Source organism: Mucilaginibacter sp. GW821-FHT07H05 (assembly GCF_059418485.1).
In genome coordinates, this window is record NZ_JBWKPY010000007.1 from 80,229 (window position 1) to 101,679 (window position 21,451).

Annotated in this window: 19 protein-coding genes; 12 read left to right on the plus strand and 7 right to left on the minus strand. The window is 44.3% G+C overall.

Features of this window, described 5'->3' with window-relative positions:
• Positions 1–9: 9 nt before the first annotated feature.
• A complete protein-coding gene (locus AC07M6_RS18805; protein ID WP_494892099.1) occupies positions 10–804 on the minus strand; it encodes an SDR family oxidoreductase in 795 nt (264 codons plus the stop codon).
• Positions 805–925: 121 nt separating this feature from the next.
• On the opposite strand from AC07M6_RS18805, the gene AC07M6_RS18810 reads away from it, so the two are divergent.
• From AC07M6_RS18810 to AC07M6_RS18835, 6 genes are all read left to right on the plus strand, one after another.
• Positions 926–1,288 carry a winged helix-turn-helix transcriptional regulator gene (locus tag AC07M6_RS18810; protein WP_494892101.1) on the plus strand — a complete coding sequence of 121 codons (363 nt, stop codon included), beginning with the start codon at positions 926–928 and terminating at the stop codon, positions 1,286–1,288.
• Between the two features lie 515 nt (positions 1,289–1,803).
• Complete coding sequence (locus AC07M6_RS18815; protein WP_494892103.1) at positions 1,804–2,280, plus strand: hypothetical protein; 477 nt, start codon at positions 1,804–1,806, stop codon at positions 2,278–2,280.
• Positions 2,281–2,356: 76 nt separating this feature from the next.
• Positions 2,357–2,857: a DUF3347 domain-containing protein gene (locus AC07M6_RS18820; protein ID WP_494892105.1), complete on the plus strand. Its 501-nt coding sequence runs from the start codon at positions 2,357–2,359 to the stop codon at positions 2,855–2,857.
• A gap of 79 nt (positions 2,858–2,936) precedes the next feature.
• Positions 2,937–3,542, plus strand: coding sequence for a DUF3347 domain-containing protein (locus AC07M6_RS18825; RefSeq protein ID WP_494892107.1), 606 nt, complete (start codon positions 2,937–2,939; stop codon positions 3,540–3,542).
• Positions 3,543–3,547: 5 nt separating this feature from the next.
• A complete protein-coding gene (locus AC07M6_RS18830; protein WP_494892109.1) occupies positions 3,548–4,015 on the plus strand; it encodes a heme-binding domain-containing protein in 468 nt (155 codons plus the stop codon).
• Between the two features lie 2 nt (positions 4,016–4,017).
• Positions 4,018–6,657, plus strand: a complete 2,640-nt coding sequence (locus AC07M6_RS18835; RefSeq protein WP_494892111.1) for a multicopper oxidase domain-containing protein — start codon at positions 4,018–4,020, stop codon at positions 6,655–6,657.
• A gap of 1,285 nt (positions 6,658–7,942) precedes the next feature.
• Here AC07M6_RS18835 and AC07M6_RS18840 read toward each other — a convergent pair.
• Positions 7,943–9,523, minus strand: a complete 1,581-nt coding sequence (locus AC07M6_RS18840; protein WP_494892113.1) for a TROVE domain-containing protein — start codon at positions 9,521–9,523, stop codon at positions 7,943–7,945.
• A 127-nt stretch (positions 9,524–9,650) separates the two neighbouring features.
• On the opposite strand from AC07M6_RS18840, the gene AC07M6_RS18845 reads away from it, so the two are divergent.
• Positions 9,651–10,259 carry a DUF1684 domain-containing protein gene (locus AC07M6_RS18845; protein WP_494892115.1) on the plus strand — a complete coding sequence of 203 codons (609 nt, stop codon included), beginning with the start codon at positions 9,651–9,653 and terminating at the stop codon, positions 10,257–10,259.
• An 837-nt stretch (positions 10,260–11,096) separates the two neighbouring features.
• On the opposite strand, the gene AC07M6_RS18850 is transcribed toward AC07M6_RS18845, so the two are convergent.
• The 3 genes from AC07M6_RS18850 to AC07M6_RS18860 form a co-directional block, all read right to left on the minus strand.
• The gene (locus AC07M6_RS18850) at positions 11,097–11,960 is read right to left on the minus strand and encodes a hypothetical protein (protein ID WP_494892117.1); all 864 of its coding nucleotides are present in this window, start codon (positions 11,958–11,960) and stop codon (positions 11,097–11,099) included.
• A gap of 214 nt (positions 11,961–12,174) precedes the next feature.
• Positions 12,175–12,672, minus strand: a complete 498-nt coding sequence (locus tag AC07M6_RS18855; protein ID WP_494892119.1) for a hypothetical protein — start codon at positions 12,670–12,672, stop codon at positions 12,175–12,177.
• Positions 12,673–12,876: 204 nt separating this feature from the next.
• A complete protein-coding gene (locus AC07M6_RS18860) occupies positions 12,877–14,373 on the minus strand; it encodes an RtcB family protein (RefSeq protein WP_494892121.1) in 1,497 nt (498 codons plus the stop codon).
• A gap of 254 nt (positions 14,374–14,627) precedes the next feature.
• Here AC07M6_RS18860 and AC07M6_RS18865 point away from each other — a divergent pair, with 254 nt between their 5' ends.
• The 3 genes from AC07M6_RS18865 to prfH are packed head-to-tail and all read left to right on the plus strand — an operon-like array spanning position 14,628 to position 17,535.
• On the plus strand, positions 14,628–15,665 hold the full coding sequence (locus AC07M6_RS18865) for a helix-turn-helix transcriptional regulator (RefSeq protein WP_494892123.1): 1,038 nt from the start codon (positions 14,628–14,630) through the stop codon (positions 15,663–15,665).
• Positions 15,666–15,685: 20 nt separating this feature from the next.
• Positions 15,686–16,915 (plus strand): RtcB family protein, encoded by a 1,230-nt coding sequence (locus tag AC07M6_RS18870; protein WP_494892125.1) that lies wholly within the window; start codon positions 15,686–15,688, stop codon positions 16,913–16,915.
• An 11-nt stretch (positions 16,916–16,926) separates the two neighbouring features.
• Entirely contained in the window at positions 16,927–17,535 is a 609-nt protein-coding gene (gene prfH / locus AC07M6_RS18875; protein WP_494892127.1) for a peptide chain release factor H, read from the plus strand.
• A gap of 377 nt (positions 17,536–17,912) precedes the next feature.
• Here the strand turns inward: prfH and AC07M6_RS18880 are convergent, their stop codons facing one another.
• Together AC07M6_RS18880 and AC07M6_RS18885 are read right to left on the minus strand one after the other, a co-directional pair.
• Complete coding sequence (locus tag AC07M6_RS18880) at positions 17,913–18,806, minus strand: helix-turn-helix domain-containing protein (protein WP_494892129.1); 894 nt, start codon at positions 18,804–18,806, stop codon at positions 17,913–17,915.
• A gap of 58 nt (positions 18,807–18,864) precedes the next feature.
• Positions 18,865–19,683 (minus strand): SDR family NAD(P)-dependent oxidoreductase, encoded by an 819-nt coding sequence (locus AC07M6_RS18885; RefSeq protein WP_494892131.1) that lies wholly within the window; start codon positions 19,681–19,683, stop codon positions 18,865–18,867.
• Positions 19,684–19,965: 282 nt separating this feature from the next.
• Here AC07M6_RS18885 and AC07M6_RS18890 point away from each other — a divergent pair, with 282 nt between their 5' ends.
• A complete protein-coding gene (locus AC07M6_RS18890) occupies positions 19,966–20,727 on the plus strand; it encodes an SDR family NAD(P)-dependent oxidoreductase (RefSeq protein WP_494892133.1) in 762 nt (253 codons plus the stop codon).
• 71 nt (positions 20,728–20,798) lie between these two features.
• Complete coding sequence (locus AC07M6_RS18895) at positions 20,799–21,407, plus strand: TetR/AcrR family transcriptional regulator (protein WP_494892135.1); 609 nt, start codon at positions 20,799–20,801, stop codon at positions 21,405–21,407.
• Positions 21,408–21,451: the final 44 nt, after the last annotated feature.

Consider the following 21,451-nt stretch of genomic DNA (forward strand, 5'->3'; position numbering starts at 1 on the left):
ATTTGATTATTAGATAGTTGGTACCGTTCCGCCGTCAATAACGAAATTTGTTCCTGTCAGGTAATTCGCTCTTGGTGAAACCAAAAAGCCAACCAATTCAGCTACTTCTTGCGGTTCGGCGGGCCTGCCATAAGGTATTCCACCCAATGCATCCATGACACCTTGCCGAGCGTCTTCTACAGTACTATTAGCATTTCTTGCAAGCTCACCCAAAAAGGCTACCGATGCGGTTGTATTTATCCATCCTGGCGAAACAGTTAGCACGCGGACACCTTTTGGCGTAACTTCATTCGATAAACTTTTACTGTAATTGATCAAACCTGCTTTTGAAGCAGCGTACGGCAAGGTAGAATCATATAGCGGCAATATACCCTGGATAGAAGCGATATGGATGATTACCCCGCTGCCGTTCTCCAGCATCTGGGGCAATAGCGCCTTGTCCAGCCTTACTGGTGCAAGTAAGTTGGTTCTGATGGTGTTTTCCCAGTGCTCATCAGTAAGTGCGGCAAAACCGCCCGCGGGTGTTTCGGAGCCACCAAGATTGTTAACCAGTATGTCCAGTCTGCCATAACGCGCTAATACTGCTTTGGCAACTTCATCTGCCGCTCCCCGCTGGCTCAGGTCTGCCGGAATAAAATACAAGTCCGGATCTGCCTGTTCGGGCTTGTTCCTTGCCGTGATCACCACCGTTGCGCCTGCCGACTTTAAGCGTTCGGCTATCGCATTTCCAGTGCCCTTTGTGCCACCCGTTACAAGGGCTATCTTACCGGATAATTCGTTACTGTAATTGATTTGCTGTTCCATAATATTTGTTTTGTACAAATCTCTACAGTACTTCGATACTATACAATTACGGGCTTACGAATCAGATAGGGATAAACTTATCCGTATTGCTCACCAATGAGGGTATTGTATATTTGTATTTATGTACGTGAAAAAGATTACGCCTGCTCTCAATTGCGGACTTGACCTGGTTGGTGAGGTACTGTATGGCAAATGGAAGATCAGGATACTATGGTTTATCCACGAAGGACACTTAAGGCCCAGTGAATTGCAGCGGAAGATCCCGGACGCTACACGACGAGTGCTGAATGTACAACTGAAAGAGCTGGAAGATCACGAATTGGTGAGCAGAAAAATCTATCCGGTCATGCCCCCCAAGGTAGAATATAATCTGACCGACTTTGGCAACACGCTCATTCCGTTAATCCAATCAATCGGCCTCTGGGGCGACGAATATCAGGAGCGTCTACGCCGGGTCATTTTAAAGCACAACGCTTCGGGCTAGTTTGATTGATATTCACTTTGTTAGCAAGCAGATCTACAACGTCGAGCGTAAATTACAATTGATGCGCATGGTTGGGCTCGAACCTGGAACCCACTAAATTTTCCGGCCGATTTTTGGTATTTTTCGGTACCTTTATACCGCTGGACAGGTATGTCCCTAAAGCGGCACCCGGTGCCTGCTGTACCCGTCGTAAGTAATTGAAAATCAATACGAAATAGAGATAGCCTACCAAGCCAGGTGGGCGCACAAAAGCAAGTTTTAGCTTGTTGGTTTACCCTCTAAGTCGCTGATTTAGAGGGTTTTTATTTTATTCCAATCCTTTTCAGTCCTTACGAATGCACGCTTTGGAACACCAATCCGACCACCTGAAATTAGTTTCTAATTTTAGGTCGTATTTATGAGTTAATGGATTGTTTTACAGTTGCTTATGTCACAGTCATAACAACAGCATGTAAACTTTAAACGAAATTATATAAAACAATTTTATGGCCTGTTGTTTAACTTTGTAAGCGAAAATGAAAAGTAAAGCACTTTTATTGTTATTCATATTCCTGCTAAACACCGCTATGGGGTTTGCTTGCGCTTTACGTATGTCTATCCATGAGCATGAGGGAACTGCCGGACACCATCACGAAGGTAGCGAAGCTACTGAGCATAGTCATCAAGGTGATGAAGCTAAGGAACATCATCATGATGACCAACAACTATCCCTGCCTGCTCTTCACGGGGAACCATCTTTAAATGGAACTTCTATTGCTGACAACGACCCCTGCTGCCAGTCAGCGGTTAATACTTTTAATAACTTAGCTAAAGTCACCCCTCAATCGAACCAGGTTATATTACTGGCTCCATTTACTTATATTGTTAGTTATTACCAATTCTTTTTAAAGCCGGTTACAGCTACAGTATCCGATCACTTCTTAACGATCGAAGGACGACGGCGGCCTCCGCCATATCCTATCCGCATCGCGCTGCAAAGCTTTCAGATTTGATTAATTAATAGACCATCGGAACTACATGGCTCTGCCATGTACTAATTTTTCTATTACTTAATAATTAATTCAGATCATGAAAAAGATATTTTTATTGGTTGCCGTAATGGCAACTGTTTCCACCCAACTGCTTTTCGCGCAGGACACGAAGTCAACTGCGCTTACCCCTTTATTGGCATCTTATTACGATATTAAAGATGCATTGATCAAATCCAACAGCGCTGATGCTGCCACACATGCCGGTGAATTTTTAAAAACAATCAGCGGTGTGGATATGAAGTCGCTTCCTTCGGCCGACATGTCAGCCTTTATGGCCGCTCAGGAGAAACTGGCTTTCGATGCCAGGCATATTTCTGAAAGCAAGGATATCGCCCATCAAAGGGAACATTTCGCTAATTTTTCGGTTAACTTTTTTAAACTGGCGAAAGCGATCAAACTAACCGGCAAGCCGGTTTATTACGCCTATTGCCCGATGAAAAAGAGTTATTGGCTTTCGGCTGAAGATGTGATCAAAAACCCTTACTACGGCAGCCAGATGCTGACTTGTGGTAAGGTTGCCGAAACCCTGAATAAATAAGCTAACTAATCATTTTTACTATTTGATCATTCTGTGCAGCCATTTTGCACAGGGTGATCAATAAATTTATACTCATCCCATGAAAAATCTAATTATTGTTTCAATTATCAGCCTGGCTTCATTGTCTATGGCTGCCTGTAATAATGCAAATAAATCTACTGCCAACAGCACAAAAGACACAACGGCTTCGGCAAATGCCGCCGCAAGTGTCACAGCGACTACCGGAAAGAGCGGCGTTGATCCAAAAACTACCGCGGCCGTAAAGGAACTCGTTGGTAATTATTTACAGCTGAAAAATGCCCTGGCCAAAGATAACAGCAGCGATGCGGCTACTGCCGGAAAAGCGCTGTCAGCAGGTTTTGAAAAACTTGATCAATCCGTATTAACGCCAACGCAAAAGAAAAGCTTTACCGACATCGCCGATGACGCGAAAGAAATGGCTGAGCATATCGGCATGAGTGGCGGGAAGTTGCCCCACCAACGGGAGCATTTTGACATGTTAAGCAAGGATATGTACGACCTGGTTAAACTATTTGGCGCAGGACAACCTTTGTTTGTAGATCATTGCCCGATGTATAATGATAAAAAAGGGGCGATCTGGCTGAGTGAAACAAAGGAAATTAAAAACCCCTACATGGGTTCTGACATGTCTACCTGTGGTGTGGTCCGGGAAGAATTAAAATAACCGTCATGAAACGTGCCTTTAAAATTTCGGTTGCTGTAATCGTTGCGCTCTTTATCCTGATACAGTTTGTGCCCCGCGATCACAATGAAAGCGGAGATAAGCCCGTGAATGACATCAGCAAAGTTTTGCCGGTACAGCCGGGCGTGCAAGCCGTTTTAAAGCGCTCGTGTTACGATTGCCACAGCAATACCACTATTTACCCGTTCTACGCGCGTATTCAGCCGGTACGGTATATAATGGACAGGCATATCCGGCAGGGAAAGGAGGAACTGAACTTCAATGAGTTTGGAACCTACTCTTCCAGGAAACAAAGGAGTAAATTAAGGGCGATTAGTGAAAGTTTGGAAGAAGGCTCGATGCCGTTGTTCTCCTATACCCTGATCCACCGGAGCGCCATTCTTTCTAAAGAAGATAAGGCCTTGCTGATGAATTGGGTTAAACTGACCAATGATAGTCTACTACAAAAAAATTAAAGATGAAAAAAATACTCTTCGTGGCGATGATGCTTTGTTTAAAGCAGCTCGTATTCGCCCAAAGCGATATGAAAAATATGGCTGGCATGCAAAAGCAGCAGCCCGATACCTATACCTGCCCCATGCACCCGGAAATCCATTCGGCCAAACCGGGCAATTGTCCTAAATGCGGCATGAAACTGGTCAAAGAAAAACCTAAAGTTGCACCGAAGAAAGCTCCAGCGAAAAAAGCAGGCGGTATGGATGGAATGAAGATGGACGGCATGAAAATGGATCAGGAGAAGCCAGGTACTGCAAAGCCGGACGGAATGCAAATGCCCAAAGATGCTGGTAAAAAGGCGGAAAGTATGGACGGAATGAAAATGGGTGATGACAAGGAAGCTGCCAATGATCTGAAAAGCGCAAAATCAAAGCTGGGCCCGATAAAAATGCTGACTAATCATACACCGCCCCGTACTGTTCGCTACGATGTCTACCTTGCTGATACCACCGTAATGTATGGCGGCAAACCCCGGCGGGCGATAGCTGCGAACGGTCAAATTCCCATGCCGACACTGACCTTCACCGAGGGCGACACAGCTGAGATCTATGTACATAATAACCTAAAGGAGGAAACCTCCATGCACTGGCATGGCCTGTACCTGCCTAACCGTTATGACGGCGTGCCCAACCTCACCCAGATGCCCATCAAGCCAGGCGCAACACATTTGTATAAATTCCCGATCAAACAGCACGGTACCCACTGGTACCATAGCCATACCGGCTTGCAGGAACAGATCGGGATGTACGGATCTTTTATCATGAATAAGCGGCAGGAATGGGATATCCCGACCTTGCCTGTGGTATTAAGTGACTGGACGAACATGAACCCTAAAGAAGTTGACCGCAGTTTACACGCGGCCTCGGACTGGTTCGCGATACAAAAAGGGAGTACCCAAAGTTACCTGGAAGCGATCAGGTCCGGCCATTTCAAAACAAAAGTCGCCAATGAATGGAAGCGGATGAACGCGATGGATGTGAGCGATGTTTACTATGATCAATTTTTGATCAACGGTAAAAATCAAAACGAGCAACCGCAATATAAAGCAGGTGATAAAGTAAGGCTGCGCATTGCCAACGGTGGTGCTACCTCGTATTTCTGGCTTAAATATGCCGGTGGCAAAGTTATAGTAGTGGCTACTGACGGTAATGATGTATCGCCTGTTGAAGTTGACAGGCTCATCATAGCGCCATCGGAAACCTACGATGTTGTAGTCACCATCCCTGAAAATAAAAGTTATGAATTTTTAGTTACGCCGGAAGACCGTACCAAATCGGCTTCGCTTTGGCTGGGAAAAGGTCAAAAAGTATTCGCCGGAAAAATGCCTAAGCTGAAATACTTTGCCGGGATGAAGATGATGAACGACATGATGGACATGAGTGGTAACATGGTAGAAATGGAGGGCATGAAGATGCAAAACCAAACCATGGACATGAATACGGTGATGTACCCCGAGGTAACGGGAGCTGATCAACCACAGGCGGAGGATAAGAAAGCCGGCATGCCGGGTATGCAGATGCCAAATGACAAGAGTATGGCAGGTATGGATATGGCAGCGGACAACGCAGACATCATTACCCTCAATTACGGGATGCTGCGTGATCCTCATCATACAACCTTGCCCAAAGGCCCGGTGCGGGAACTGAAATTCGATCTGACCGGCAACATGAACCGATACGTCTGGACAATGGATAACAAAACGGTATCAGAGTCAGATAAAATACTGATCAAAAAAGGCGAGAACCTGCGGATCATCCTTTACAATAACAGTATGATGCGCCACCCAATGCACCTGCATGGGCACGACTTCAGGGTGATTAATGGTCAGGGTGAATATGCCCCGATGAAGAACGTCGTGGACATTATGCCGATGGAACGGGACACTATCGAATTTAACGCCTCCGAACCCGGTGGCGACTGGTTTTTTCATTGCCATATTTTATATCACATGATGAGCGGCATGGGCAGGATATTCAGTTATGAGAACTCGCCGCCAAATCCTGAAGTGCCCGATCCTAAACTCGCTCAGCGGATGTTATTCCGGGATGACCGGATGCCGCACCTGATGGGTAAGATCGGGCTGGAGAGCAATGGCACCGACGGGCAGGTTATGTTGGCCAACACCCGCTGGAAGGTAAGCACGATGTGGCATTTAGGTACCGATGCGATGATGGGTTACGAAAGTGAAACGATGATCGGGCGATATATCGGCAGAATGCAGTGGCTGTACCCTTATGTGGGCTTTGATTACCATCATAAGCAATTTGATCCCGACGAAAAAAACATCTTTGGCAGTGACGCTAAAAACCTGTTCGGCCAGGTGAGCAATAAGGATAACCGGCATACGGTGGTAGCGGGTGTAGCATACACCCTGCCTATGCTGTTTTTGGCTGATATGCGGATTGACGGCAACGGTAAACTGCGCTTCCAACTCGGAAGGGAAGACATACCGGTTTCCAGCCGTTTGCGCCTGAATATGATGGTCAATACCGACAAGGAATACACGGCCGCCTTAAGATATATTGTAATGAAATATTTCTCGTTATCAACGCATTACGATAGTGATATGGGCCTTGGAGGGGGACTAACGCTAACCTATTAATGATAAACAACGAACACAAGGGGGCGAAATTTATTCCCGCATTGAAAAAAGTGAGCGATAAAGCATTCCCCCCTCTGCGTTAATGCAATCAGCAATCTGTCTCAGCACATTTTTTTGTGCTGTTGCGTTTTGCGCCAGTATAAATAGGGTAAATATATAAGGTTACAAAATATAAATGAAAGAGCTACAATCGGCAGGTGCGTTTAATGGGAGTCGAACCCGACCGCTTACGCGGTTTCAACCGGATGAAGTATCACCCGCCTACGGCATCTTTCATTATGTTTTTTAAAAAGGGCGAAAAGCAACAGGTGTGTTTTTACTGAGCTACTGTGCGAAATAAATCGCTGGGTGGACTTGAACCACCGGCCTTCCCTTCCGGGATGCTCTAACCGATGTAACACCTGTTTACGGCACCTTTTTAGGTTTAGGTATTTATAAATTAAAAGAAGAGCTATTATTTGTGAATGACCATTATTTGAATTTACAGTTCGAAGTATCATTTACTTACGACATCTTCTTATTTTTTTTTTAAAAGGGTAAAAAGCAACAAGTGAAATGCACCTTGCGGTGCTCCTGCTCTAACCAAACTGAGCTACAACGGCGTTCGCATAAGCGTGACGCTGAAGGCCGGGCTTGAACCGGCGACCTGGACGTTAACAGCGAAGTAACACTTATTTACGACACCTTTTTTGTTTTCAATTTCTTTAAAAAGAAGGGCTAAAAGCAATAAACCATTCACACCTGCGCGTAGCTATGCCCGCCAACAGGCCCCAATCGAAGTAAGGCTTATTTACGGCACCTTCTTTTATTTTTTATAAAGAGCAACAATCGAACGCGGGATATTTGTGGGGAATCGAACCCCATACAGTTAAACTGTACTGACCACAGCATCTCAAGTTTGGTGCGAAGTAACCCGTTTCTACGGCATCCTTATGTTTTTAATCTCTTTTATAAAAAGGGTAACAGGTAATAAGCGTGTTTTTTCGCTGCGCTCTAACCGTCTGAGCTACCTTTTGCAAGGGCCGGACTCGAACCGGCGGCCTCAGTTTTGGAAATCGAAGTAACACTTATTTACGACACCTTTTTAATCTGCTTACAAGGAGCAACGGGCGACACAGGAGTGGGGAAATTGCTTTGGGATTCGAACCCACATCGTAATGATTATTACCATGCCATTTCCCCCTAACCAGTGACCGAAGTAACCCATGTCTACGGCATCCTTAAAAGCCCCCTAACCCCCTAAAGGGGGAATAATTTATACTCTCCCTTTAGGGGGTCGGGGGGCTTACAGTTCTATGTTATTGATAGCATCCAGGGCCGAGTCTCCGTTTTCCAAGGCAGCTAACACCTCAAAAACTTTATCGCTCCAGCCAGCTACCAGGTACACATCATTGCGCAATATTTGCAATGGCGCCTGGCCGTAACCTTTCAGGTCGAACAGGTAGAGTTTCGCGTTTGGCGATACCTCTGCTTTGTAGCGCAACCATAAAGGCTGTATGTGATCGCCCGTGGTTGATGAACTATTCCATAACTGCGCATCGGTAAATAAAAACACCTTGTCCATTTGTACCTTGCGCTGTAATATATCCTTGATAACCAGGTAGCCATTGGTGCTGTAACCCACCTCTCCTTCGCGGCGATAGAACTCCTGTACGTTACCTAAGATGTTATTACGCGGCACCACAATGGCTTTCCAAGTATCGCCAAACATACCCACCTCCACGTTTTTACAACGGCTTTGCAACAGCATGGCCAGCATTAAACCTACATCGTACAGCAAAATCTTGCTCTTAGCCGATACCGGTGTTTGCATTGATCCTGATACATCGCACGCTAATAGCACACGGGTTTCGTAACCGAAACCTTTTATATTGGCAGCGCTTGCCTGTACAGCTTTTTCCAAAGCGTCCAGTAATTCGCCCGCATAGCCTTTGTTACCTGCCAGTAAAGCCTTTAAACGTTGTGCTATGCCTCTTTCTGACGCATCACCACCTGCATTTAACAACTCGCGGTAAGCGGCCAGATAACGAAACGGAAACTGCTTTGCCCTGGCAACCTCATCCGCATCAGCTAAACGGGCGCATACTTTTTCAAAATGCGCGTAGCTTACGCCGGCTTCCTGTATGTTGCGCAGGTTACGCAGCAGGGCCATGTAGCCCAGCTTCCCGCTGTCTATCAGTTCTTCCCACTTGGCGCGGAACGCTATGGCTTTGGCCTCATCGCTGTCAAAGTTTAGCTGACCTAAGGCCGATAGTTCGGTCTCCCAGGTGTAGGGCGTTTGCAGGTCGCCGTTCACTATTTTGTTGAACAGTACTTGCTGCAAGTCGTCCTTGGCTTTTGGGTGAACCAAAAACAAGGCATCGCGCAGTTTAATGGCACCGTCACGGTTGTATTTACCAAACTGGTATTCGTCGAAACGATTGAACGCTGTGCTCAAACCTTTTTGCAATTGCTTGCTCAGGCGGTTCAGCTTTTTAGTACCTGTACGTTTGTTCAGCGTTTCGTAGCAGGCCAGCAATTCCGTGATCTCGTCGGCACGACCGATTACGCCATCGGTAACCCGGGCGACCAAATTATCGCCCGAGTGCAGCGCAGCCAATTCAGTAACCAGCACCAGCGGTACCGAACGCATATACATTTTGGTGCGGGCATATACAGCCAGCTTACCCACAAACTCGGGCTTGCACTCATATATCAATTTGCGCAGGCGATTTAAACGCGCCTCGTCTTTTTCATAAAAAGAGTCGTTTAAGCTCCAGGTAACCACGGCGGTGTACAGCTCCATTTCTGGCGACAGCACGTAGGCTTTTTCGCCTGCGTGGTTAACGGTCTGGTTTTTTAATTTGCTTAACAGGTTGAATTTCATTGTGAACCTCCTTTATTTTCTTAATGTTGATACAAAGAAATAGGGGTACTGCGCAGTGTATTTGCGCAGGTGGAATTATTTTGAAAAAAGTTTTAGATTATTACTATGTTTAGCAAACCTAAATGAAATGAAGATAAAGTACTTGCCTATATTGCTGCTACTAATTAGTTTAAAAAGCTTTGCCCAGGATTACCAGGCGCAGATTGCGGCGTTCCGGAAAAATTACATGAACGACTTTTTAGAAGATAAAAATTCGCCAATTAAAAAAGAGGATCTACAATATCTTCAATTTTATAATGCCGACAGCACCTACCAGGTGAAGGCCAAGTATCAATTGTTGCAAAACCCTCAAACATTTATTATGCCCGTTTTCAGCGGTGCGGGCCGCGAGTATGCGCCCTACGCAGTGCTAAAGTTTACGCTAAAAAATACGCCTATGCAGTTAACGGTATACCGCAGTTTGGCGTTGGCAAATATTCCTGCCTACAAAGATTACCTGCTATTGCTTTTTACCGATGAAACCAATGGTAAAGCCACTTACGGCGGCGGCCGCTATATAGATATGCGCGAAGGCGAATTTAAAAATGGTGAAGTGACGCTCGATTTTAACAAGGCATATAATCCTTATTGCGCCTTCAGCGCGGGGTATAGCTGCCCCAAACCGCCAGACGAAAACCATCTCGCCATCGCTGTACAAGCCGGCGAAAAGGTTTATGGGAAAGCACATTTGCACTAACCTCCGGCTGTATGGGAGGTTAAAATTGCCCCACCAATTAACCCAGCGAGGCTTTACATTTACAAATTCGCCATTAATATATTGCGTGTTTACGTGCTTAATTAAAAGGTAAATGTTCCCGATACCAATGTAAGGTGGTCGTGATCATCGCTGACCAGGTGGCTAAAATTGCCGGATATCGGTTTAGTGGCAGATATAATAACCGCCCCTACCATTGGCACTGTATGACTGCTATGCGAAGGATAAAATAGGATTTGAGGATCTTTAGACCGGGCAGATTCAGCAACAAAATGCCCTGGCCTTATCATTGTAAAATTAAAAACCAGTCGCTCGCCGCCAGCAAAAATAAATGTTAAACTTTTATGTGTGGCGTGAAGGACATTTGTACTAAGCCTTAAGCTATGGCCGCGATGATCGACAAAGGTAAACTTGCAAAATGGCTGTACCCCTTGTAGTCGCGATGAATGATTAACATTTATAAAGTTACGGCTGGCTATGGCAGACGCGGGCTTTAAACTAACAAATAAGCCGGCCAGGCAAACTAACAAAGCCAATTTAAACAAAAGCGTGTTTTTTTTCATAACATCAAGCTTAAATATTTTTTTAAATAAACGTAACGATATTTAAGTTAAAAAACTATTATTCTCTGCGCCAGCTTGCTGGAGCGGGGGAATAGAACCAATATGTTTGCCCTAGCCCGGTTAAGCGTGCCGCTTGACTGAATGGGTTTTGGAAGCGTGCCGCTTCTGTAAAATATCAAATTGGTAATTTTTTAGCGGGGCGCTAAAAATGGAGGTGTCCAAGCGGCACGCTTGGACAGGCGGGGAACAACATATTTTAAAGACTTTTAAGTTGATAAGTAAACTCATCATTATTATTTCTTTGAATATCAAGTTCATTCAAAAAATGCATCAGTCTTAAATAACCTTCATTGCAAAATGTCAATTGATCTTTAAGAAAAGGTGTCCAATTTTTTCTTTCCTCATCAAGTTTTTTAATAGCATTAGAATCACTTTGGTTAGCGCCTAAAAATTTCTCAAAAAATTGGTTGTTGTAACCTGAATAATGAACAAAAAATTTTCGATGCCTATTAAATAAGGGATATGTTGTTACCGAAAAGTCTTTTAACCATTTGTAATTTTCAGACGTCTCTAAGTGGCTATAATATTTCGAAATATAATCAAAGGGAGCGTGAAAATAGGTGAGGCCATTTTTTTCGAGTAATAATTCAGGAAAAAACGAGATTAAATAATCACCAAGTCTTTGCCAAAATTTATACAAACATTCAAAAGCAATGGGTAGTTCTCCATTGAATCGTAAATCTTCTCTTGTTTGGTTATATGAATAATGTTTTTTTCCTCTCAAAAAGCCGTATGATGAAGATAGGTTAACAATATATGGTTGGTAAAGATATAGTATACCCAAACGATACTTAATATCACCTGTAGCTATAATTAATTCGCTTTGAGATATATTAGGATTCTTTTGAAAACTGTTTTTCTTTAACTCTTTGCAAACATCAGCTAATCGAGTCAATAGCCCGATTTGGGAAGCGGTAACTACTGCTGGATTGTTTAAAGCGAGTACATTTTCGCCATTATATTGATATCCGTTATCAGATAAGCAAGTCAACTCTTCAGCAGTGTATTTGCTGTAAATAAGCTTATTGTATGCGTCAATTATTTCGTGTTCTTCGTTCATTACATTTAATTAGAAAGTGAACTTATAATATAAATAAATATTCCATAAGGGTTTTAAGTAATAGCGGTAGCTTTAGACTCTGGTTATGCTCACTCTCAATCCTCTGGCTTCCATCCGCTACCGCAAGTGTCCTCGCTTGTGGTTCGTAAGAATGGTAAAGATGCAATGACAAGAGGCACACGGTTGCTGTACGCATGCCGTGTGTGCCTTACTTTTAGTACTCTTTTCCAAACCTTTCTATCCATTTCACAAAATGTACCCTTGTTATTTCGTCTATATTTTCGCGTGTTGCTCCCGGCCAATACCATTGCTGGTCAGAATATCCCAGGTCGTCATGTGCCCAATATAGAAGGTAAAAATCCTGGATCAACGGTTCGTGATCATCTTCAATATATACGTCCTTAATAATGCCAAGGACACTTATTGGTGCTATTTCGCCGTTTATTGCTTTGGTAACTAAATAGGCTACGTAGTTTTTATAAACTTGTTCACGATTATCCCAACTCAATTCAAGTTCATGAAAAATTTTGTCTGCAAGACTTTGCAGTTCAAACTGGTTATACGGCTCAGTTTCACCAGCCAGCATCACCAGGTTTTCAGTTTCAAACCCAGCTACAAGCATGTCGTAGGCCCAGTCGATCCATTTTTTGTTAACAGGTCTGCTAAGCATTTTAAAAGCTAATATTTCTGCAGTTGATGGTATTGGTTTCATTGTTGTAATTTATATTTATACTGCTCTGCCTCCGCGGGGATTGCCATGCTATCGCTCGCAACGAGGTGGTGGTGTGCATTGTGGCTAAACCCCTCCCTACACCCTCCCCATGGGAGGGAATCGCACGGGCCACCGTTTTGTTGTGGTGGCTAACCCTCCCTGCTAACCTGCCACTGCAAACTCCCCCTTTAGGGGGCCGGGGGGCTAATCCTCCGGCTTCTCCCTCGCATCCGCCATCCTCACAATCCTCGGCTCAAATTTGGCTAATACCTCAACCAAATCGTGCTGCGCAGCCATAACGGTATGGATATCCTTATAGGCCATCGGCGCCTCATCCACATCGCTACCCATCAGGGTAATGCGTTTATCAACCAAATTGGCGGCAATAGTAATCGGGTCTAATGTTTTAAAAGCCGCACTACGACTCATTGCCCTGCCTGCACCGTGACTGGCGGAGTTGATGCTGGCTGCATCGCCTTTACCGCGCACTAAAAAGCCGGGCGTGCTCATGCTGCCGGGGATAATGCCTAACACGCCCTCGCCGGCCGGGGTGGCACCTTTACGGTGCACCATAACTTCAGTACCGTCGGCCAGTTGCTCTTTCCAGGCAAAGTTGTGGTGGTTCTCTATCATCGTGATAGGCTTAACCCCAAGGGCACGGGCAATTTTATTGTGGATCTCGTGGTGGTTGGCGCTGGCGTATTCGCCGGCCAGGTTCATGGCTATCCAGTATTCCTGGCCTTCGTCTTTATCCAAATCTAACCAGGCCAAATGTTTGGCTTCTGCAGGAAGTTTGGTTTTGGTCATGGCTATACGACTGTAATAGTCGGCCACGCTACCCCCAAACCCACGCGAGCCGGAGTGCGAGAGCAAGGCCAAATACTTACCGGCCGGGATCTCAGCCAACGCACCCTCGGCAATGTCCAACTCGCCCCATTCCACAAAGTGGTTGCCGGTGCCGCTGGTGCCTAATTGCGCATAAGCCTTATCTTTAAGTGTACGGATCAACTTGGTTTCGCCCCAAGTCTTACTATCAAACAACGAACTATCAAAGTACGATTTAGTAGTACAACCCATCCCGAAGTAGGTGTTATCTACCAATATATTTTTCAACTTGTCGGTCTCGGTATCAATAGCTTCGGCAGGTAAATCAAAAATGCTTAAACACATCCGGCAGGCAATATCCACACCCACAGCAAATGGGATAATGGTATTGGCCGTAGTAGCCAAGACGCCGCCAATAGGAAGGCCGTAACCCTGGTGCGCGTCGGGCATTAAAGCACCGGCAACTGCAATGGGTAATTGTACGGCAGTACGCATTTGTGCTAAAGCGCCTACCTCAATATTTTCCAAACCCCATACCGGGAAGTCGGCTATTTCTTCTTTCAGCTTAAAGTTGCTGCGTTCCTGTTTGACAAACTTGCCCTCTTTACGCATGGCAATTACATCCTCGGCCAGGTTTTTAAATTTGCCGCCTTTCTTTAATGCGTAAGGCATCGGGTCATCTATCAGGGCTTCCAGGTTGGCCAGTATCTCGGGCTTGGCCATTACGTTGTGTTTAAGCAAACCATTAGCCACGCGACTAAAGTTCACCAATACTTCTACATCGTTAATGCCTAATGCCTTTAACTCGTTGTTGCTAACCTTTAACCCCCCGGCCTCCTGAAGGGGGAGTGAGGAATTTGTATTTTGCTTTCTCATAAACCTGAGCTTGTAATTTAACAATTTAAAAAGTCTCCGGGCTAAAACCCCTCTCCCCGGATTGAGAGAGGGGGCGTTTGTGAACAGGTTTAGCCTTTCGACAGTACAAAGAGAAACATCAAGTGCGCAATCTATTTGCGCAGTAAAAAATATTTTATAATCTTTAATCAGAATTTACAGAATTTTAAGATTCACGAATATTAGTTGTGGTTTTAGCATTCTGAAAATTCTTTAATTCTGAAAATTTTGATCCCATGCCAGTTAACCGTAACGCCCTTATCCGCTACCGCACCATTGACCAATGCCTGCAAAACCGTTTTAAAAAATGGACGCTTGACGATCTGATAGATGCCTGCAGCGATGCCCTATACGAATACCAGGGTATTGATACCGGCGTTAGTCGCCGTACTGTACAGGCCGATATGGAGATGATGCGCAGTAATAAGCTGGGGTACGAAGCGCCTATTGTGGTGGTTGATAAAAAGTATTATACGTACAGCGATAAGAATTATAGCATTACCAACAGTCCGCTTAACCAACAGGATATGCAGGTACTGAGCGAAGTATCTGGTCTGTTAAAACAGTTTAAGGGCTTTAACCATTTTACCGACCTGAATGAGATGGTGAGTAAGTTGGAGGATAAGATTTATACTCAAAAAACGCAAAGCGCACCGGTGATAGATTTTGAGAAGAATGATAATCTGAAAGGGTTGGAGTGGATTGAAGTGATCCGCAAATATATTGTGGCTAAGAAAACCATGTGTGTCACCTATCAATCATTCAAAGCGCGCGAGGCCAGTACTTTTTGCTTTAGCGGATATTTGTTGAAAGAATATCGCAATCGTTGGTTTGTATTAGGCATCTCGCATCAACGCTACAAACCGCTGCTTAACCTGGCTTTGGACAGGATCCAAACCATTACCGCGCACGATGATGATTATATCGAGAATACCACTATCGATTTTTCAACTTATTATAACGACGTAATAGGGGTAACCAAATCACCCGGTCAGCACGATGTGGAAGTAGTGTTTTGGATAGATGCCAAAAACGCACCCTACGTAATCACTAAACCCCTGCACCATACTCAAAAGCTATTGAGTGAAGATGATAAAGGTAAGATCTTCAGCATCCGTGTAATTATGAATTTTGAACTGGAGCGTGAGTTATTGGGCTTCGGCGCAAAACTTCGGGTGCTTGGCCCAAGGATCTTGGTCAAACAAATCAAGAAACAATTGTATGAAACGCTGGAGCGTTATAAGGTGCCGGAGCAACTTGATATTATCGAATAATATTTGTATATTAAGGTATAATGTTAAGCAAGATAGCCGAAAAGGTAATTGGTAAAACAGATGCACCTCTGTTTAAAACGCATGAACTCCGGGATGAACCGGTGTATTGTAAAACCTATGGCGGAAAAGGCATTGAGCAATCGGCTAAAAAGCAAATGGAGCTGGCTAACCTGCTGCCTGTAAGCGTACAAGGTGCATTAATGCCCGATGCGCACATGGGTTTTGGTTTGCCTATTGGTGGAGTGTTGGCTACAGATAATGCTGTAATACCTTACGCTGTGGGTATGGATATAGGCTGCCGTATGGCGCTGTCTATTATTGACGAAAGCGACGGCTTCCTGAAACGGTTTGAATACCAGATTAAACAAGCCTTAAAAAACCACACCCATTTTGGGATGGAAGGTGGTTTGGATATCAGGCAGGAGCATGAAGTGCTGGATAGCCCGGTGTTTAATGAGATCTCATTTCTGAAACCCTTGCGCAGCAAGGCGGTAAGACAATTAGGTACATCGGGCAGCGGCAACCATTTTGTGGAGTTTGGCGAGATTGAATTGTTAGCTGATAATACCTTAGGCTTGCCGGCTAAAAAGTACACGGCTTTGTTAACGCATTCAGGTAGTCGTGGTTTAGGCTCGGCAATAGCAAGGCATTATACGCAGATCGCCATGAATACCTGCAAGCTGCCGCGCCATGCGCAGCAATTAGCCTGGCTGGATATGAATAGCGAGGCCGGCCAGGAGTACTGGTTAACCATGACCCTGGCCGGTGATTATGCTAAGGCTTGTCATGAACGTATTCATGCTAATCTGCTAAAAACATTAGGCTTGAAAGCTTTGAAAGTAGTGGAGAACCACCACAACTTTGCCTGGAAAGATCAGTTGGCCGATGGTCAAAATGTGATCATCCATCGCAAGGGTGCCACACCGGCGCATAAGGGCGAACTGGGTATTATCCCCGGTAGTATGACCACGCCGGCCTATCTGGTATCGGGCAAAGGAACCAGTGATGCTTTATACTCTGCATCACACGGTGCCGGTCGGGCCATGAGCAGGCAAAAGGCTAAGGATAACATGACAGTGTCGGCTATGAAAAAAATGCTGACCAATGCGGACGTAACCTTAATTGGCGGCACGGTTGAAGAAAACCCCTTGGCTTACAAGGACATTGAGACGGTGATAGCTGCACAAAGCGATCTGGTTGATATCCAGGGCAAGTTTTATCCACGTATTGTTAGAATGAATAAGGAGTAGTGATGAAAAAGATGATGATACAAATCACCTCAGGCAAAGGCCCGGCAGAATGCTGCCGGGTTGTAGCCTGCGTGCAAAACTTGTTGATGAAACAGGCCAAACAGCAAGGTATCCAAATTGAAGTACTGGAAAACAAAACAGGCGAATTGAATGGAACTTTACTATCTGCAACAATGATCGCCACCGGCCATCATCTGGAAACATTTGTAAAGAAATGGACCGGCACTATTCAATGGATAGCGCAAAGCCCATTTCGCAAATACCACAAGCGTAAAAACTGGTTTGTGGGCATCGCCGCTTTTGATGTGAAAGAACTAATGCACTGGAACCCTAAAGATGTGAAGCTGGAAACCTGCCGTTCATCTGGCCCGGGTGGGCAAAACGTAAATAAGGTAGAAACTGCGGTGCGGGGAACGCATTTGCCATCTGGCTTACAAGTAATGGCAATGGATACACGCTCACAACTGGAGAACAAAAAGCTTTGCCTGGCCCGGCTCGAAGCTAAAATAATGGTTTGGCAAACAGAACAACTGATGGCGCAACAACAAAGCCAGTGGCAGGAGCATAACGCCCTGGAGCGGGGCAATCCGGTTAAAACGATAAAGGCCGAACTGTTTTAGTTATACTGATAATTTACCCCATTGCGTGATTCAATACATTCGCTATGGGGTAATTATTTTCACTCAACAGATTATCAATTAGTTTCTTACATTGTGCATCAAAAAAAACGCTTTAAGTTTTGAGCCATGTAATAGTCCGCGCATAAATCATTTATGATCTTTCCCATCCCAGGAAAGGAAGCGAATTCTATTTTCTTATTTTGATCTTGAAAACATGGCTATATCACAAAAATATGGTCGTACCTATCATTATCCGTTTTCGCTGGGCATGGGATCTTAAAATTAAAAGCGAGCGGTGCATTATGTAAACTTTCAAGTACCTAAATGTGCACGTAGCAATTGCTTAATTGGTGTTAGATATTATAAACTGGCACCAATTAATTTAATAGATGAGCCCGAAACTTATTTGGGGAAACTCCCACCTCTTTTTTAAATAAACGCGAAAAGTAGGTGGCATTTTCAAAGCCCAGTGAAAACGAAATCTCAGAGATATTCATTTTTCCTTCGGTTAACAAATTCTTAGCTTCAGAAATTAAATAGAGATGGATCAGTTCTAAAGCAGTCTTGCCCGTTTCCTGCTTAAGCAGGTCGCTCAAATAGCGGGAAGAAACGTTTAGCTTTTCCGCCATGTAGGCTACAGTAGGAAGCCCCGACTCTTTTATTTTTCTTTCTTCAAAGTAAGAAGCAAGTATGATATGGAATCTGGTAGCTATTGCTCCCGTTAATTCGGCCCGGTTAATAAACTGCCTTTTATAAAATCTTTGCGCATATTTAAGCAAGGTATCCAGGTGACTAATTATAATGGTTTTACTATAGTCATCGGTATTGTTGTGATATTCCTTGTCCATCGTATATACCAGATTCCAGATCGTTTCTTCCTCGCTTGGCGAAAGATGCAAGGCTTCGCTAACCTGGTAATCAAAATAACCATATTTCTTTATTTCATGATGCAAAGCAGTCCCGGATAAAAAGTCTTCATGCACAACAATGAAAAAGCTCTCTTCCTGCAAACTGATGTTTTTACAAGCAATGATTTGCCGTGGTCCGATAAAAAACATCTTGCCAGAATCATGATCATATTTTGTTTTACCGTAATATACGCTCCCGGAATCCAATCCTTTAAACCCGATGACATAAAAGTCTGAGGAGAATTCCACATCACTAACGCTGTTATCACCTTTAGCGCCATACGAAATGCAGAACAAAGGGTGTTCTGGCGGCTTTATTTTAAGGGCCTGATTAAGGCTGCTTATTTTATTGAAATGAATCATTGATTCCGTTTTAAGATAAAGCAAAATCCGGCTAACCGGATTCTGCAAATTTAGCTATTTATTTTCCGTGAGCGGCAACAGAGACCTCCTGCCATTCTTCCCAGGTTTTCATGCGTTCAGCATAAACGTACTTGATCCACTCGAAACCGGCCTTACCTAAGATCAATCTTAAAGGAGGGTTTTTCGTATCGGTCAGTTTCAGCACCGCCTCTGCCGTGGCTTCCGGCACACCCCAATCTTCGGCCTTATTTGTGGCCTGAAGTGCCGCCCTTACATCATCATATAAAGCAATTGGCTTACTTTGCGCAATTGATGAAGTACTGAAATCGGTTAAATAACCGTTTGGCTCCACAATGGTTACGTTAATCCCGAATCCCTTTACTTCGGCCGCTAATGATTCACTGATGGCTTCAACAGCGAACTTAGAGGCACTGTATATTCCCATTGTAGGAAATGCGACGATACCCAAAGCGCTGGAAAGCTGGATAATGTGTCCAGATTTTTGCTCGCGCATGATTGGTATAATGGCCTGTGTCATCCATAGCAAACCATATACATTGGTTTCCATCTGTTTCCGGACCTCCTGTTCTTCCAATTCTTCAATCGTACCCATATGTCCGTATCCTGCATTGTTGATCAGTACATCAATTACCCCAAAATGAGCTTTGGCTTTTGCCACAGCAGCAAAGCAAGCTTTTTTATCGGTAACGTCGAGTTTTAAAACCAGCAGATTTAAAGGATGTTCGTTAGCCAGTTCATTTAACGAGTCGGGATTTCTTACCGCTACCACTACCTGGTCGCCGCGTTTTAGAAAAGCTTCAGCCCATATCCGGCCTAATCCGCGGGATGCGCCTGTTATAAAAATTGTTTTTGCCATTATCGTATATTTTATTTTTTAATACGATGCAAACCTCCGTTAATTCCTGGTAGCTATTATGATACAAAAGTCGGCAATAATGGAACATTTTTACGAGGTGTTCATAATACAATAAAACAAATTGATTCTATCACTTTCAGGATGATAACCTGCTGCAAATGAATTTCATCGTCCAACGTTTTATGTTTTTAATGTCAGTTTTTTAAAATGATGCTTATTGTTTTTGTTTTATTGAACAGTGTTCAATAAATTTGTACCGGTTTAAAATTAATTCAAACAATCATGAAAAAAGCATTGATCACAGGCGCCAGCGGAGGCATCGGACTCGAAACAGCCCGGCAGTTGGCTCAACAGAATTACCAGATCACTCTGGTAGCCCGTAACAGGGGCCGCCTCGAAGAGGCGTTAAGCAGTTTAAATGGCAACGGCCATACCATCCTGGTTGCTGATCTGAACAATAAAGAGGATCTGCAAAAGTTGGCGGCACATCTCAGCGCTGAAAAGTACGATGTGCTCATCAATAACGCGGGTAACGGTACTTACGGAAAATTTACGGATATACCATTGGAAGACCAGCTGGCCACCATGCAGCTCAATATGCAGGCTCTGGTAACTTTGTCTTATAGCTTTTTACAGCAAGCTACCAGGGGGGATGCGCTGGTCAATATCGGCTCGCTGCTGGCCCATTCTTCGCTGCCTGGTGGTTCTGTGTACGCGGCCACCAAAAGCTTTGTTGCCAATTTCTCCGAATCGTTGTGGTATGAGTTTAAGCCCCAGGGCATCTTTGTATTGGGCTTTAACCCTGGCGCCGCAAACTCCGATTTCCATGCAAACGCAGGCGGGCATACCAGTGATTTTCCCAAGTTTGTAATGTCTTCTGTTGAAGATGTCGCAAAAGAACTGGTTAAAGCCCTGGAAAAAAGGCAGAAGCCAAGAGTGGTGCAGGGCTGGAAAAATCGTTTTATGCTATTCGGTTTCAAGTTTTTACCCAGAGTTGCAGCAGTAAGCATTATGGGCAAAATAAGCCCCGGCATACAGAATTAAGCAGAAACTCCAATCCGAAATTTGGCCACACAAACGGCGATCTTATATTTGTATCTTATCATCATCTAAAAATGGGCATAGCAGAAAGAAAACTAAAAGAGAAGCAGGAAATGCACAAACGCATCCTTAACGGTGCGCGTAAGATATTTTTGGAGAAGGGCTATGAAAAAACCAGTATGCGCAATATCGCCGCTGAGATTAATTATAGCCAGGGTTCACTTTATTTCTACTTCAAAGATAAGAGCGAGATCTTCCACGAATTGCATAAGGAAGGCTTTCGCCTGTTGTTGAACCAGTTGAAAGTACTGGACAAAGTTGGTGATCCTTTTGAGCGGTTAAAGGCATCCGGACGCGTGTTTATTCAATTTGCCCAGGAAAATAAAGATTATTATAACCTGATGTTTATTGTTGATGAACCGGTTAAAGATTCCCAGTCCGAGGGATTTCAGATCGCAGAAGAAGCGATCGGTTATATGCAGGCCATGATAAAGGAATGTCAGCAGAAAGGCAAGTTCGTAGATATGGACACAGAATACTTTACTTTCCTGATCATCTCCGTAGTACACGGCATCTGCGCGCTTTTTTGCAAACACCGCAATACCAGCTTTGTCGGCAAGACGAATGAAGAGCTCATGCAGAACGGCTACGAGTCTTTTGTGGCCTTGCTCGAAAAAAGTTAACCCCTTTTTTTAATATATTATTGAACAGTGTTTAAAATTATAAC

Coding starts and splice junctions, on each gene's coding strand:
- AC07M6_RS18810 (WP_494892101.1), top strand. CDS start 926: ATGTACGTGAAAAAGATTACGCCTGCTCTCAATTGCGGACTTGACCTG.
- AC07M6_RS18805 (WP_494892099.1), bottom strand. CDS start 804: ATGGAACAGCAAATCAATTACAGTAACGAATTATCCGGTAAGATAGCC.
- AC07M6_RS18830 (WP_494892109.1), top strand. CDS start 3,548: ATGAAACGTGCCTTTAAAATTTCGGTTGCTGTAATCGTTGCGCTCTTT.
- AC07M6_RS18855 (WP_494892119.1), bottom strand. CDS start 12,672: ATGAAACCAATACCATCAACTGCAGAAATATTAGCTTTTAAAATGCTT.
- AC07M6_RS18835 (WP_494892111.1), top strand. CDS start 4,018: ATGAAAAAAATACTCTTCGTGGCGATGATGCTTTGTTTAAAGCAGCTC.
- AC07M6_RS18825 (WP_494892107.1), top strand. CDS start 2,937: ATGAAAAATCTAATTATTGTTTCAATTATCAGCCTGGCTTCATTGTCT.
- AC07M6_RS18820 (WP_494892105.1), top strand. CDS start 2,357: ATGAAAAAGATATTTTTATTGGTTGCCGTAATGGCAACTGTTTCCACC.
- prfH (WP_494892127.1), top strand. CDS start 16,927: ATGATGATACAAATCACCTCAGGCAAAGGCCCGGCAGAATGCTGCCGG.
- AC07M6_RS18895 (WP_494892135.1), top strand. CDS start 20,799: ATGGGCATAGCAGAAAGAAAACTAAAAGAGAAGCAGGAAATGCACAAA.
- AC07M6_RS18860 (WP_494892121.1), bottom strand. CDS start 14,373: ATGAGAAAGCAAAATACAAATTCCTCACTCCCCCTTCAGGAGGCCGGG.
- AC07M6_RS18850 (WP_494892117.1), bottom strand. CDS start 11,960: ATGAACGAAGAACACGAAATAATTGACGCATACAATAAGCTTATTTAC.
- AC07M6_RS18845 (WP_494892115.1), top strand. CDS start 9,651: ATGAAGATAAAGTACTTGCCTATATTGCTGCTACTAATTAGTTTAAAA.
- AC07M6_RS18865 (WP_494892123.1), top strand. CDS start 14,628: ATGCCAGTTAACCGTAACGCCCTTATCCGCTACCGCACCATTGACCAA.
- AC07M6_RS18890 (WP_494892133.1), top strand. CDS start 19,966: ATGAAAAAAGCATTGATCACAGGCGCCAGCGGAGGCATCGGACTCGAA.
- AC07M6_RS18840 (WP_494892113.1), bottom strand. CDS start 9,523: ATGAAATTCAACCTGTTAAGCAAATTAAAAAACCAGACCGTTAACCAC.
- AC07M6_RS18870 (WP_494892125.1), top strand. CDS start 15,686: ATGTTAAGCAAGATAGCCGAAAAGGTAATTGGTAAAACAGATGCACCT.
- AC07M6_RS18880 (WP_494892129.1), bottom strand. CDS start 18,806: ATGATTCATTTCAATAAAATAAGCAGCCTTAATCAGGCCCTTAAAATA.
- AC07M6_RS18885 (WP_494892131.1), bottom strand. CDS start 19,683: ATGGCAAAAACAATTTTTATAACAGGCGCATCCCGCGGATTAGGCCGG.
- AC07M6_RS18815 (WP_494892103.1), top strand. CDS start 1,804: ATGAAAAGTAAAGCACTTTTATTGTTATTCATATTCCTGCTAAACACC.